Origin of the sequence: Streptomyces sp. NPDC050264, from assembly GCF_040655895.1 — a bacterium.
Taxonomy (GTDB): domain Bacteria; phylum Actinomycetota; class Actinomycetes; order Streptomycetales; family Streptomycetaceae; genus Streptomyces.
This window is the reverse complement of the sequence record NZ_JBFAKV010000028.1, coordinates 65,093-78,690: the sequence shown is the minus strand read 5'-3', so window position 1 is coordinate 78,690 and position 13,598 is coordinate 65,093. Positions and strand designations below refer to the sequence as shown.

The window sequence follows — 13,598 nt, the reverse complement described above, 5'->3', positions numbered from 1 at the left end:
CAGTAACAACCCCGTGCATCACCCCGAGAGGACCCTCAGCATGCCCAGAAGGTCGATCAGGCACGCCGTCACGGCGCTGCCCGTCGCATTCATGCTCTCGCTCTCCCTCAGCGCCTGCTCCGGCGGCGCTTCCGATGACGACAGCACCGTCCGGTTCGGCTACATCGGCGACTACAACGGTGCCAGCCTGCTGGCGATCGCCGAGAAGCAGGGGCTGTGGAAGAAGGCGGGCCTGACCGCACAGGTGAAGCCGTTCAACAACGGACCCGTGCAGATCCAGGCACTCAGCGCCGGTGACCTCGACTACGGCTACATCGGCCCCGGCGCGATGTGGCTGCCCGCCTCCGGCAAGTCCAAGGTCATCGCCGTCGACACCCTCACCTATGCCGACCGGGTCATCGGCCAGCCCGGTGTGAAGACCATGAAGGACCTCAAGGGCAAGCGGGTCGGTGTACCCGAGGGCACCTCGGGCGACATGGTCCTCAACATCGCCCTGGAGGAGGCCGGGATGACCGTGAAGGACATCACCAAGGTCAACATGGACCCCTCCACCATCGTCTCCGCCTTCTCCTCCGGGAAGATCGACGGTGCCGGCTTCTTCTACCCCGCCATCGACACCATCAAGAAGAAGGTGCCGGGCCTTGAGGAGATAGCCGGCACGAAGGAGACCGGGGACTCGTTCCCCACCGCGTTCGTCGCCGGCAACAAGGTGCCCGACGACAAGAACAGCAAGGTCATCAAGGTGCTGCAGCAGGCCAACGACTGGCGGCAGCAGCACCCCGACGAGACCATCACGCTCACCGCCGGGATGCTGGAGGTGACCGAGGCCCAGGCCAAGGCCGACGCGTCCCACGTCGAGACCCTCTCCACCGAGGACCTGGCCGCCAAGACCAAGAGCGGCGAGGTGGACACGTGGCTGAAGAAGCTGGGCGACTTCTTCGTCCGCAACAAGCAACTCGACGACAACCCCGACCCCGCGACGTACTACACGGGTGATCTCTACACGAAGGCCTACAGCAAGTAGTGCCCGGCCACCGGATCGGGAACAGGCGGGGACCGATACCTGTCAGCCGGGACTGGAGCGCCCGTGCCGCCAGTAGCCGAAGAACGCGATGTCGGCCTTCGCTACACCTCGGTCGCGCACGAGATGCCGGCGCACCCCGGTCGCCAGGCCCGACTCCCCCGCCGCCCAGGTGTAGGAGAGGCCCGGCGGCAGCGCCGCGTCCTTGACCGCGTCGAGCGCGAGCCGGCCGGGTACTTCGGCGGAGCCGTCCCGGGCCAGCCAGTGCACACGGACGCCCGCGGGGGCGACGACGTCCTTGCGGATGTCAGCCGTTTCGGGCACCTCCAGGAAGACCTCCGCGGCCAGGGAGTCGGGCGCGTTCTCCAGGATCGCGAGGACCGCGGGCACGGCGCTCTCGTCCGCGACGAGCAACTGTGCCTCCGCGTCGGGCGGCGGGAGGTAGGTCCGGCCCATGTCGAAGATGCCCGCCTGGTCGCCGGGACGGGCGCCCAGCACCCAGGAGCAGGCGGGGGTGGGCCCGTGCAGGGCGAACTCGATGTCCACTTCGCCGAGTTCGGGCCGGACCCGGCGGATGGTGTAGTTGCGCACCCAGGGCCTGCGTGACTTCGGCAGGAGCAGCACCTGCGCCATCCAGGCCTCGTTGGAGAGGGTGGGCATCGTGAGGCCGGTCTGCCCCGCGCGGGGCAAGAACAGCCGCACGGCCTGGTCGAAGCCGGTCGGCAGCAGATGTTCGAGTTCGGGGCCGCCCAGGGTGACGGTCGAGAAGGTGGGGGAGGTTCTGTCGGTCCGGCGCACCTCCAGCGTGATCATGCGCCGGGATGTGGGTGACTGCACCTTGGGAAGCATGGTGTTCTCGGTGCCTTTCAGAGGTCGAGGACGAGCCGGGCGGACGAGGCCCGGGAGACACAGGCGTACATCCGGCCTTCGGGGGCGCCGACGTCGTCCCGGTGCTCGGGTGTGCCGTCGAGTACGGCGACTTCGCAGCTGCCGCAGACCCCCTCGCGGCACCCGGAGGGAAGGGTGCGCCCGGCATGGGCGAGCGCGTCGAGAAGCGACTCGTCGGCCGGTACGGCGACGGTCTCCCCCGAGCGGGCACAGACCGCCTCGAAGGCCGTGTCCGGGCCGAAGGTCCGGGCCACCGGCTGGAACCGCTCGGTGCGCAGCCGCTCGGCGGGGAACGCCGCGTCGGCCGCCGCCAGCATGGCCGCGGGGCCGCAGCAGTAGACCAGCGTGTCGGCCTCCAGCGTGGCCGCGAGGGCGTCGAGGTCCGGCCTGCCCTGCCCGTTGGTCTCCACGATCCGCACCCGGTCCCCGTAGGAGCGGCGCAGCTCGTCGGCGAAGGGCATGCTGTCCGCCGACGGCCCCACGTACAGCAGGGTCGCGGGAAGTCCGGCGGCGGCCACCGCGCGCAGCATCGGCAGCAGGGGCGTGATCCCGATCCCGCCGGCGAGGAACAGGTAGCGCGGCGCGGCGATGAGCGGGAAGTGGTTGCGGGGCAGGGAGACGCCGAGGGTCCGGCCCGGGCGCAGGAACCGGTGGACGTACTCCGAGCCGCCCCGGCTGAGCGGGTCGTACCGGACGGCGACGCGGTAGGCGCCCCGGTCGGCGGGGTCCCCGCACAACGAGTACTGCCGGGTCAGCCAGTTGGGCAGGGACAGGTCGACGTGGGCGCCGGGGTCCCAGGGCGCCAGCTCCCCGGCGGCGGTGCGCAGGGTGAGGGCGACGACGTCCTCGGCGACCCGGTCGATGTGCTCGACGACGGTCTGTTGCATCGGTACTTCCTCTGTCGGCCGGTGCGGCCTGGTCGGTGCCTCGTCGGCGGCTGGTCAGTAGAGCTTGCGGTAGCCGTCCTCCAGGGCCTGTTCGAGCAGGGCCGGATCCAGTTCGACACCGAACTGCGCGGCCGCGATCTCCCCGATCGACGGCATTCCCTCGGCGAGCGCCTGGCTGGCCGGGTCCCACAACCGGGAGCGGATCAGGGCCCGCCCGCAGTGGAAGTAGGCCTCGGCCACCTCGACGACGATCGCCAGCTCCGGCTGTTTGGCCTCGGTGCGCATCCGGACCAGGACATCGGGTTCGTCGGTGACGTAGCCGCTGCCGTTGACGCGCAGGACCTCTCGCATGCCGGGGACGAAGAAGCACAGTCCGACGCCGTCGTTCTCGGCGAGGTTGCGGAAGGAGTCGGCGATCTTGTTGCCGGGGCGGTCAGGGAGGGCGATGGTCCGCTCGTCGAGGACCTTCACGAAGCCCGGGTAGTCGCCGCGGGGCGAGCTGTCGGCGCGTCCGGCGGCGTCCGCCGTGGCCATCGTCAGGAACGGCGAGTGGGCGATGAAGTGGCGGAAGTAGTCGTCGATCCGGTCTTTCACCTTCGCGCGGACACTGGCCTCGGGCTGCCCGAGGCGGGCGAGGACCTCTTCCGGGGAGACCCGTCGAGGGCGCGTGGGGGCATGCGTCATGGGACCTTCCTTCAGCGGGCGTCGGCCTGCGGCTGCGAGCACTCGGCTCCGCATCGCCGCAGTTCATGGCACTATTGTGAGCAATTACTCAGGTCGTGCGCTACTCGCTTTCACGGCCCCGCTCAGGAGGTGCCATGACGTCCGACCGCCGCGGACTTCAGCCACGTAAACAGCCCCGGCAGGTCCGGGCCGAGCTGACCCGGCAGCGCGTCCTCGACGCGGCTGCTCACGTTTTCGCCGAGTACGGGTATGCGGCGGGGACCACCAACCGGATCGCGGAGCGGGCCCGGGTGTCGATCGGGTCGCTGTACCAGTACTACCCGAACAAGGACGCGATCCTGGTCGAGCTGCTGACCCGGCATCTCGACGCCGGGATGGTCGCCGCCCCGCTGGACCAGGACGAACTTCTGCCGAAGTCCATCGAGGGCATCATGCGCTTCTACGTGCGCAACGCGATCGAGAACCACCGCGAGGACCCGCAGTTGCTCCGCGTGATGATGGAACAGGGGCCCCGCGCACCGGAGTTGCTGGAGCGCATCACGCAGAGCGAGCGCAGGCGGATCGCCTACGCTCGAAAGCTGCTCCGGAACCACCCGGAGGTGAGGGTCGCGGACGTCGACATCGCCGCCCGGCTCGTCGTCTCCACGGTCGAGATGGTGGTGCACAGGGTGATGGCCGGGACCGGCCGGATCGACATCGTGGGGTTCGAGAACGAACTCGTCACCATGCTCACCCTCTATCTGCGAGGGGACGCGGCCGCGCCGCCCGAGGCCTGACGCAGACCTGGGCGGCCGCCCGCGCTACGGCCGACGACGGGCCGCGAGGCCGAGACGCTTGAGGGCGTACGTGTCGAGGGCCGTCAGGACGCCGTTGAGGGCGAGGGTCAGCACGACGAGGACGATCAGGCCGGCGAACTCACCGGCCGCGTCGAGGTTCTGCGCCGCCGTGAACAGCTCGTGGCCGACTCCCTCGGTCGAGGCGATGAACTCCCCGCCGATGACGCCGAGGATGGCCAGCGGCCCGCCCGTCTTGAGCGCGGCGAAGAACGGGGCGGCGAGCGTCGGGATCGTCACGTAGCCCAGCACGTGATGTTTGTGCCCGCCCATGACCTGGACGACCTCGACGAGTTCACGCTCGCGCAGCCGCAGGCCGAGGTAGATGTTGTAGAAGACCACGAAGGCGACACCGGTCATGGCGATGGTGATCTTCGACCACTGGCCGATGCCGAAGAACAGCAGGAACAGCGGTGCGAGGGCGATCTTGGGGATGCCGTTGAGGGCGGCGACGAGCGGTTCGAGCACCCGTCCCAGGAGGGGGAAGGAGCCCAGCACCAGGCCCATCACCGTGCCGGCGGCGACGCCGAGTCCGAAGCCGGCCAGCACCTCGATGGTGGTCACCTTGATGTCGGTCCATCCCGCGGTGGAGCCGAGCATCCCGGTGAGCGCGTCGAACACGTCGGTGGGCTTGCTCACCGCGTACTCGGGCACGACCGGGCCGCTCATCAGCTGCCACAGGACGAGGGCGACCACGATCACCAGGACGCGCAGCCCGATGACGGTGGCGGTGCCGCGCCAGCGAGGCTGCGTCTTCCTGCCGGGCGGCGCCACGGTGTTCGTTTCGGTCACGGCTTTGCCGGTGACGGTTGCCATGGTCTGCTCCTTGCGATCGGGGTCGGCCGGTGTCACGGCAGGTAGGTGTTGGTCCAGTCGTCGGTGCCGACGGACGGGTCGGACACCGCGCCGATGGCCTTGACGAAACCGGTGGTCTTCTTCCAACCGGCCGCGTCCTGCTCGGCGCTCTCGGGCCAGTCGACCTGGGCAACGGAGGCGCTCAGCACCTTGTCGGGCATGCCCGGCAGCGTCTTGCGAGCCGCGGCCAGCACGGCGCCGTCGTCGGACTTGTGCGTGCTGAGATACGCGGTCGCCTGCTGCACCGCGGTGGCGAATCCCTTCACTGTGGCGGCGTTGGCCTGGGCGAAGCTCTTCTTCACCACGACGGCCTGGCCGTACCCGGCGTCCTCGTAGGCCCACTGCGGGACCTTGAGCGGGTCGGCGACGACGACACCGTCGCCCTCGTTCTGGACCTGCAGCGGGATCGGCTCGGAGGTGATGAACCAGTCGACCTCGCCCTTGGTGAGGGCTGCCTTGTCGGCGGCCGGGCTCGGCAGCGAGACCCACTTCAGTTTGTCCGGGTCGACATCATGGGCCTTGAGGAAGATGCCCGCCTCCGCCTTGGTGTTGGCGGAGCTGGCGCCGGCCGTCGAGTCGGCCAGGGCCTTCGCGACCTCGGCGGCCGGGGTGTCGGCGGTCAGTCCGTGCTTCTTCGCGAAAGCGGTGCTCACGACGATGCCGAGCGGGTTGCCCCCGCCGTTCGTGGCGACGGACTGCTCGGGGAGACCCTTGGACAGAGCCGAAACGAAGCTGGTCGGGCTGGAGTTGAGGACCTGGACCGAACCCGATTGCAGGGCCGAGGTACCCGTCGAGGCGGTCAGCGTCACGTACTTGATCTTGATGTTCTGCTTGTCGAAATACCCGTTCTCCTCCGCCACGCGAATGGACAGATCGAAGATGTTGCCGCTCACGCCGACCGAGACGGTCGTCTTGCCGTCCGCGCCGACCGTCGCCGCCCCCTGATTGCCGCAGCCGGCCAGGACCGCGGCGCCGAGTATCGCGGCGGAGGTCAGCGCGAGGGTCCGTGAAATGGTGTGGTGTCGCATGGGAACTCCTTTGTTCACCAGGCCTGTTGGGTACGGAAGAAGCGGAGCCAGAAATCGGTGCGTGCCGGGTCCGCCAGGTGCGTGGGCCGGAAGTGCGCGCCGATCTCCATGACGGAGCCGGTGTCCGGCGAGAAGGCGGGCCAGTGGGGAAGGCCGCTGCCGTTGGGATCGCCGGTGGCGGCGAAGTTGGTCCAGTACGAGGAGAGGGCCCGCGCGATCTCGTGGTCCTCCTCGGTCCACGACGCGGTACCACCGGCGGGGTTCCCGAAGATGTAGTCGATCTCGGAACCGTGGCAGGCCCCGCGCAGCGCGGACTCCCCCACCGTGGAGCGATGCGTCCAGAAGTAGGTGTGGAGCGTGCGGGTGGTGCGGCGGCTCCAGTCGACGCCCCACAGGTGAGTGGAGAGGCGGGAGTTGTCGCGCGCCGCGGTGCTGCTCGCCCGCGCCGCCTCGTCGTCCGTGGCGGCCGGGTAGAGCCGCAGGTACTCGTCGGCGAGCGGACCGAACTTCCTTTGTGCCGCGGCGCGATGCTGTTCGAGCGTGACGTGGACCGGTGGTGATCCGGGCCGGACCCTACGGCGTCCGCTGCGCAGCGCGGCGACCAGCGTGTCCGGCACCGCGCCGCTTTCGTCGAGGTTGCTCCCTGTGAGGTAGTCGACGTCGTTCTGCAGGCCCTTGGTGTACGTCGCGTCGTAGCCGGCGGGGATCACCCACCCGTCGACGACGGGGCGCAGCAGCGGCGGCCCCGCTGTGCCGCCCGTCTCGACACTTGTGTCGACCGGCTGGTGGCCGTCGATCAGCTTGTGCCAGTGCAGCGCCCGCAGTTCACGGATGGTGTGCGCGCCGTGCTCGCGCGTGTACCGGCCGCCGGCGCTCTCGGCGTCGGCCGGGAGGCGGTAGGAGGTCGACAGGTAGCGGAGTTCGGGGTCACGCGCGTGACGGGCGTGACTCTGCGCGATCGCTCGGTGGAACAGCCCCTCGGCGAGCGGGGACATGGCCAGGAAGTTGACCAGGCCGGCGCCCGCGGACTGGCCCGCGATGGTGACGCGGTCCGGGTCGCCGCCGAAGTGCGCGATGTTGTCGCGCACCCAGCGCAGGGCGGCGACGCAGTCGAGCAGCCCGTAGTTGCCGGAGGACCCGTGTTCCGACTCCTCGCTCAGCTCGGGTGTGGCGAGGAAACCGAAGGCGCCGAGACGGTAGTTGAAGGTGACCACGACGAGGCCGCCGCGGGCCAGGTTCTCGCCGTCGTAGCGGGGGTGGGCCCCGGTGCCCTCCCGGAATCCGCCACCGTAGATCCAGACGAGGACCGGGCGCCGCTCCTCGCGGGAGGCCGCGCCCGTCCAGATGTTCAGGTTCAGGCAGTCCTCGCTCATCGGCACGTCGACACCCGTCGCGGCCGCCTCGGTCGGTGCCTGCGGGCACATGGGGCCGAACCGGTCGGCCTGCCGCGTCCCCTCCCAGCGCGCCGGCGGCCGCGGCGCCCGCCAGCGCAGATCGCCGACGGGCGGGGCCGCGTAGGGGATGCCGCGGAAGACGGTGACGGTGCGGTCCCGGCAGGGGATGCCCTCGACGGGCCCCGCTTCGGTGTCCGCGGTGGGGCGGGCCATTCGGTCCTTTCCGCCCCGGCTGCCCGTCAACTGACAGGCGGCTCCAGGGACTTGTCGAGCAGCAGCGCCCGGCGGGCGGAGCCGACGTGATGGCGCATCGCCGCGTTCGCCGCGTCGGGGTTGCGGGTGACGATGGCGAGGAAGATGGCCTGGTGCTCCTCCAGCGACCCGGTCCTCGGGTGCTGCGCGGAGAGGTTGCGGTACTGGCGCATCACCAGCGGATACAGCAGCGTGTCGTAGGCGCGGGCCAGGGTCTGCTGGTGTGCGGCCAGCTTGATCTGCTGATGCAGGCGCCGGTTGCAGCGTGAGTAGGCGTCCTGGTCGCCGCGGGCCTGCTCCTCCTCCATCTCCTGGAGGGTGCTGCGCAGCTCCTCGATCTCCTCGGCCGTGGCCCGCTCCGCCGCCTTGCCCGCGAGCGCGGCCTCCAGGATCTCGCGGGCCTCCAGGATGTCCGCCGCCTCCTCGACGGAGAAGCTCCTGGTGCGCACCCCGCGATTGACCTCGCCGGTGACGTAGCCCTCCTGCGTCAGCCTCGCCAGCGCGGTGCGCATGGTGCTCCGCGACACGTCGAACATCCGCGTGAGGTCCGCCTCGGTCAGTCGCGTGTCGGGCGCGATGCTCCCCGACAGCAACAGGGAGCGCAGTCCCTCGTAGGCATGGCTGTAGCGGGTGCCCGACGCCTTCGCCCCGGATTCGGCACCGATGCTGTCGCTGTCCACCTTGACCGCCTTCGTCTTCCGTAAAGATGAGAACCGAGGCGGGAACAGTAGCTGACGGCATGGAGGTCAGCTCCCGTGCCTGCCCAGTGCGGGGTACAGGCGCCGGGCCGTCCCCGCGAAGATCTGCTGCCGGTCCCGCTCCGGCAGCCCCGCGAGGACCTCCCGGGCGAGGGCGAGGAGGTCGGGCAGGGACTGCTCGGCCGCCGGGCAGTTCGAGCCCCAGGCGATCCGCTCCGCTCCGAACGCCTCGACGACCGGTCCGAGGAAGTCACCGGCGCTCTCGCCGGCGTCCCGCAGCCGTTCGAGATTGCGGTGGGTGAGCTTGAGGTGCAGGCCGGGGTGGGCGGCGAGGGCCGCGACCTCGGCGCCCGCGCGGGCGGGCGAGGAGGCGATGTCGGGGTAGCCGATGTGGTCGAGGAGCACCTTCACGCCCGGGAACCGCTCCAGGAGTTCGACCAGCTGCTTGGTGGCGGGGCCGAGGCGCATCTGGAGACAGACCGGCAGGTCCAGCTCCCCGGCCTGCTCCCAGAAGGGGAACGTCTCCGGAGCGACGAACCACTCCCCCTGCGTCGGTACGGTGCTGCCGCTGGTGAACAGCCGCACCCCGGCCAGGCCGCCGTCGCCGACCGCGGCCTTGAGGTTCGCGGCGGCGTCCGGGCGCAGCGGGTCGACGGTGCCGACGGCGACGAAGCGCTCCGGCCGGTTGCGGCTGCTGTCGAGGACGTACGAGTTGTCGTAGCCGTAGTTCGTGGTGGCCTGGACCAGGACCGCCTGGTCGATGCCGGTCTCGTCCATGCGGGCGACCATGCCGTCGGCGGTCACGGGCCGGGTCGCGGCCCACGCCGACTGCTTGCCCCCGATCGGGGCCTTGGGGTAGCTGGTGGGGTCCTCGGAGATGATGTGGCAGTGTGCGTCGACGACGTCCACGGATGGTGCTCCCTTGTCTTCGGTGTGTTCTGTGTGTGGCTCGGGCTCAGGCGTCCGGGTAGTCGCCGGCGGCGAACAGCGCGCGCACGTCGTCGGGGAAGTCCGCGTCGAGCAGGTGCTGGTCCTTCGCGAACCGCACCATCGCGTTCAGGCTGGGCTCGTTGGCCGTGATGCCGTAGGGCACCGGGTCGGCGCCGATCGCGCGCCCCTGGCGGGCCAGCCGGGGCACCGCCGCCCACTCGGGCTCGGCGGCGAGGTGCCGGCGCTTGCTGTCCACGAACGCCGCGTACAGCTTGGCCGGCAGGCCGGGGTCGCGCTCCACGAGCTCCGAGCGCACCGAGATCAGCGAGTGCAACGGGTAGACGCCGGTCCGCACGTAGTGGTCCACGGCGAGCGGGCCGGCCTCGGGGAAGAGGGGGTAGGGGCCGTCGCCGCCGGGCTCGGGGTCGGTCGCCGCGGTCCAGCCGGCGCGCGGCGCTCCCGCCCGCCCGGTCCCCGCGTTGCCGGTGAGCGCGGCGTCGATGTCGCCGGCGCGCAGCAGTTCGCCCAGCGACCGGCCGTCGGTGACGCGCTCGACGTTGGCGGGGACACGGCCCTCGATGTGGTCGTCGTCGTCCACCACCCAGGTGATCTTGTCGATGTCCACGCCGTACTCGTCGCGCAGCACGCCACGCACCCACACGCCCGTGCTCACCGAGTAGGCGCGCACACCGACCCTGCGCCCCTCCAGGTCGCGCGGCACGCGGATGCCGGAGTCGGCGGCGCACTGCACGTCGCCGTGGTGGAAGCGCCGGTTGAGGAAGACCGGAACGGCCGTGAGCGGTATGCCCTCCTGACGTGCCATCAGGTATGACACCGGTGCCAGTTCGCACACGTCGAACTCCAGGTCCCGGATCATCCGCCGATAGGCGCCGATGACCGGCTTGACCTCCACCGGTTCGGCCAAGTACCCCTCTATCCCGGCGTCGCCGTCCAGCAGCGGCTGCGCGTGCGGGAACTCTCCGACGACCACAGTGAGCTTGTCCATACCCTGTCCTTCGCTTCTCTCTGAATCGGGGCCGGTGCGTCCTGTCGCATCCGGTCCGGCTGTCCGTGCCGTGGTTCTCAGCCGCCGAGGCGGTCCGGCGAGACGCCCAGGGCCGTGCAGGTCCGCTCGACCAGCTCGTCGTAGTCCACCGCCCGCGGGATCACGTCCTGTTCCAGCGCGTACGCGGCGGCCTTGGTGAACGCGGCGCGCAGGCCTTCGAAGCCCACCGGGTGCAGGGCGACCGGGCCGCCCTCTTCCTTGGCGGTGAGTACCGACCGCATGGCGTCGTACGCGGCGAGGACGGCGGCGGGGTGCTCCGCGGCAGCGGCCTCGGAGATGCCGACCACGTGGTTGACCGGGATGAACCCCTGGTCCTTCGACCACTGTTCGGCCGCCTCGTCGGCGTTGTCGATGGCGGTGCGGATGCGGTCGTCGGCGGGCAGTTCGTTGCCCATGATCCCGAAGTCGACCCGGCCTGCGAGGAAGTCCGCCGGCAGCTTGGTGCCCTGCGGCGCCCGCGTCACCCAGGACGGGTCCCCGGCACCCTCGACGTGGTGGCCCTCGTACGTCGTCCAGTCGGCCTTGCGCAGGTCGACTCCGTACTGCTCGGTGAGGAATCCGCGCACCCATACGCCGGTGGTCTGGCTCCAGGCGCGGACTCCGACGCTGTGCCCCTCCACGTCGGCGACCGACAGCTTGCCGAGGGTCACCAGCGTCTGGTGCTGGTGGCGTCCGAGGGTGGTGACGGGGAGCAGCAGCACCGGTTTGCCGTAGGCGACGGCCTGCAGAACAGTCACGATCGCCAGTTCGCACAGGTCCACGTCCGACGCGTTCACGAAGCCGCGGGATGCCTTGTGCACCGGTTTGATTTCAGCCCGCTCCGGCTCCGCACCCGCTTCGCGGGCCGCCGACAGCGCGGCTGCCGCGAGATCGTCGCGGCCGAGGACCACCTTCATTTCGTCTCTCCTTGCTTGTGACGCTTGTGACGCTTGTGGTGTTGCTCGTGGTGCTGACGCAGCAGGTCGACACCGAAGTCGTTGCCGTTGGGGGTACGGACGACGGTGTGGATGTGCCGGCGCGAGGCGTAGTCGTTGTCGAAGAGCACGCCGGGCATGTGCTCGAACTCGACGAGGATCACCGGGCTGTGGAAGCGGTAGTAGAAGGTGCCGTCGGGGTCGCCGACCCACCCGAAGCGGGTGTCCCCCTCGTGGGCGAGCACCTCCTCCATGCGCACCTTGGCGTGGTGGTCACCGGCCCGGTTCACATACAGGCCCAAGAGCTGAAGCGCGGTGTCCCGCTGGCCGGGGGACATCTCGCTCAGCCGCAACCCCTGATAGTTGAGCTCGAAGTTGTCCCGGAAGGCGCCGGCGAACAGCTCCGAGGGCAAGTTGTCCGCGAGGACGGCCCGCTCCCGCTGTCCGCGGTCGAGGCGGGTGAACAGCTCGTGACCGAGGGCCTCCTCGCCCCGGAAGGCCACCGTTCCGGCGTACTTCCCGGACCCGGCGATCACCGGCTCCGCGCCCAGGAAGGAGGGGGTGAGGACCATCTGGTCACCGACGAAGACGCAGTTGATGTTGACGTGGTGTCCGTCGAGCTGCCAGCCCCACGGGCCGCCGTTCTCCGGCTCCCCGTACAGAGAGAACCAGTACAGCCACTCGTTGAGTCCGTGAGTGTTGTCGCTCAGCTCGCCGATGGTGAGGTTGAGGCGCATCAGGTCGACCATCTGCCGGTAGCCGTCCACGCTGAGGCTCTCCCGGACGACGGCCAGGGCGCGCTCGCGCCCCGCGTCGTCGAGTTCCTCCAGGCAGAGGCCGTGGCGCAGGAAATACCGGGCGCCGTTGTTCCAGTGCCGCCAGCTCACGTCGTCGATCGCGAACCGGCCTTCGGTGAGCTGCTCCCGCGTCAGCCCCGCGAGATAGTCCTCCGCCGCCCGGTACACCGTGCGGACGTCGGCGCCCGTGTCGCGCAGCGGGAACAGTCCCCGCTGTACGCCGTCGGACGTGGCCACTCCCCGAAAGGGCTCGTTCGCCGCCTTCACCCGCCAGGCGACCTTTTCGAGCAGGTCGGGTGTCCAGATCTCCGGTTTGCGCGTGGGCGGGTTGCCCCGCTTGCGCAGCCCTACCGGCTCTCCCATCGCCGCTCCTCCTCTCGATGTCTCCGCACGGGTACTCACTTGTCGAGGAAGGCCGTCTTCTCCGCGATCGCCGCGACATCCACCGGTTCCCTGATGAGCCCCTGCTCCAGGGCGTACCGTCCGGCGACCTCCAGGCAGGCGGTGAGCGACGCGCTCCAGCCGGCTGTGACCGCACGCCCCGCGGGCGAGTCGTCGCGCTCCCCCGCGGTGTCCGCGATCGCCTGCTTCAGGGCCTTGTAGAAGGCGCGTACGGCGTCCGGGGACTCGCGCAGGACGTCGTCGCGCACGACCAGCAGATGGTTGGCCGGGATCGTCCCGTGCCGCTCGATCCACGCGAGCCCCGCGTTCTCGGCATCCGCGACGAGCGGGACAAGTCCCGCGCCCTGCCCGCCGATCGCCTTCGGGCCGAGCACCGCGGCGGTGACGTCGTGGGAGCGCAGCAGGTCCGCGACGCGTCCGGCCTCCGAGCGCTCCACATTCGGCGGGTTGACGTACTCGGCGACATGAACGTCCTCGGTGGTCACCCAGGTGACGTCGGAGGACTTCACCCCGTACTCCTCCTGCAGCCAGCCGCGCACCCACAGACCTGTGGTCTGGCCGTACGCACGGACGCCCACGCGCCGGCCGGCGAGGTCCGCGGGGCGGATCTCAGGGTCCTCCGGCAGCCGTGTCAGCGAACGGTGGTGGGTGCTGCCCACCAGGACCACGGGCAGCAGCGTCACCGGGACACCGAAGTCGCGGGCCTGCAAGTAGGTGGCCATCGGCATCTCGCAGATGTCGTAGGCCAGTTCGCGGACCATCCGGGCGAACGCCGGGGGCAGCGGGGAGGACTCCAGGTACTGGCAGTCGACGCCCTCCACGGGGACGGTCCCGTCCTTCAGCGGCCGGGTGTGCGGGTGGTTGCCCAGCAGTACGGTCAGCGAGGTCTTCGGGTGTGTCCCGGACTTCGGATGTGTCTCAGGCTTCGGGTGTGTCTCGCTCATGCCGC

14 protein-coding genes are annotated in these 13,598 nt (G+C 70.3%); 2 read left to right on the top strand and 12 right to left on the bottom strand.

Features of this window, described 5'->3' with window-relative positions; all coding sequences use genetic code 11:
- The first annotated feature begins 40 nt into the window (after positions 1 to 40).
- A complete protein-coding gene (locus AB0J02_RS36310) occupies positions 41 to 1,024 on the top strand; it encodes an aliphatic sulfonate ABC transporter substrate-binding protein (RefSeq protein WP_363198117.1) in 984 nt (327 codons plus the stop codon).
- Between the two features lie 42 nt (positions 1,025 to 1,066).
- Here AB0J02_RS36310 and AB0J02_RS36305 read toward each other — a convergent pair whose 3' ends face one another.
- The 3 genes from AB0J02_RS36305 to AB0J02_RS36295 are packed head-to-tail and all read right to left on the bottom strand — an operon-like array spanning position 1,067 to position 3,480.
- Positions 1,067 to 1,870 (bottom strand): siderophore-interacting protein, encoded by an 804-nt coding sequence (locus AB0J02_RS36305; RefSeq protein ID WP_363198116.1) that lies wholly within the window; start codon positions 1,868 to 1,870, stop codon positions 1,067 to 1,069.
- A gap of 17 nt (positions 1,871 to 1,887) precedes the next feature.
- Positions 1,888 to 2,796: a PDR/VanB family oxidoreductase gene (locus AB0J02_RS36300; protein WP_363198115.1), complete on the bottom strand. Its 909-nt coding sequence runs from the start codon at positions 2,794 to 2,796 to the stop codon at positions 1,888 to 1,890.
- Positions 2,797 to 2,850: 54 nt separating this feature from the next.
- Positions 2,851 to 3,480, bottom strand: a complete 630-nt coding sequence (locus AB0J02_RS36295) for an MSMEG_1061 family FMN-dependent PPOX-type flavoprotein (RefSeq protein ID WP_363198114.1) — start codon at positions 3,478 to 3,480, stop codon at positions 2,851 to 2,853.
- A 134-nt stretch (positions 3,481 to 3,614) separates the two neighbouring features.
- Here AB0J02_RS36295 and AB0J02_RS36290 point away from each other — a divergent pair, with 134 nt between their 5' ends.
- Entirely contained in the window at positions 3,615 to 4,256 is a 642-nt protein-coding gene (locus AB0J02_RS36290; RefSeq protein WP_363198113.1) for a TetR/AcrR family transcriptional regulator, read from the top strand.
- Positions 4,257 to 4,280: 24 nt separating this feature from the next.
- On the opposite strand, the gene AB0J02_RS36285 is transcribed toward AB0J02_RS36290, so the two are convergent.
- From AB0J02_RS36285 to AB0J02_RS36245, 9 genes are all read right to left on the bottom strand, one after another.
- Positions 4,281 to 5,129, bottom strand: a complete 849-nt coding sequence (locus AB0J02_RS36285) for an ABC transporter permease (protein WP_363198112.1) — start codon at positions 5,127 to 5,129, stop codon at positions 4,281 to 4,283.
- A gap of 32 nt (positions 5,130 to 5,161) precedes the next feature.
- Complete coding sequence (locus tag AB0J02_RS36280) at positions 5,162 to 6,196, bottom strand: ABC transporter substrate-binding protein (RefSeq protein WP_363198111.1); 1,035 nt, start codon at positions 6,194 to 6,196, stop codon at positions 5,162 to 5,164.
- A 14-nt stretch (positions 6,197 to 6,210) separates the two neighbouring features.
- Positions 6,211 to 7,803 carry a carboxylesterase family protein gene (locus AB0J02_RS36275; RefSeq protein WP_363198110.1) on the bottom strand — a complete coding sequence of 531 codons (1,593 nt, stop codon included), beginning with the start codon at positions 7,801 to 7,803 and terminating at the stop codon, positions 6,211 to 6,213.
- Between the two features lie 26 nt (positions 7,804 to 7,829).
- Positions 7,830 to 8,522: a GntR family transcriptional regulator gene (locus AB0J02_RS36270; RefSeq protein WP_363198109.1), complete on the bottom strand. Its 693-nt coding sequence runs from the start codon at positions 8,520 to 8,522 to the stop codon at positions 7,830 to 7,832.
- A gap of 66 nt (positions 8,523 to 8,588) precedes the next feature.
- Positions 8,589 to 9,449, bottom strand: coding sequence for an amidohydrolase family protein (locus AB0J02_RS36265; protein WP_363198108.1), 861 nt, complete (start codon positions 9,447 to 9,449; stop codon positions 8,589 to 8,591).
- Positions 9,450 to 9,495: 46 nt separating this feature from the next.
- Entirely contained in the window at positions 9,496 to 10,476 is a 981-nt protein-coding gene (locus tag AB0J02_RS36260; RefSeq protein WP_363198107.1) for an ABC transporter substrate-binding protein, read from the bottom strand.
- 77 nt (positions 10,477 to 10,553) lie between these two features.
- Positions 10,554 to 11,432, bottom strand: a complete 879-nt coding sequence (locus AB0J02_RS36255) for a hypothetical protein (RefSeq protein WP_363198106.1) — start codon at positions 11,430 to 11,432, stop codon at positions 10,554 to 10,556.
- Positions 11,429 to 12,610 carry a DUF3500 domain-containing protein gene (locus tag AB0J02_RS36250; protein WP_363198105.1) on the bottom strand — a complete coding sequence of 394 codons (1,182 nt, stop codon included), beginning with the start codon at positions 12,608 to 12,610 and terminating at the stop codon, positions 11,429 to 11,431. The genes AB0J02_RS36255 and AB0J02_RS36250 overlap by 4 nt, the downstream gene beginning before the upstream one ends.
- Before the next feature lie 35 nt (positions 12,611 to 12,645).
- Entirely contained in the window at positions 12,646 to 13,593 is a 948-nt protein-coding gene (locus AB0J02_RS36245) for a hypothetical protein (protein WP_363198104.1), read from the bottom strand.
- Positions 13,594 to 13,598 lie beyond the last annotated feature (5 nt).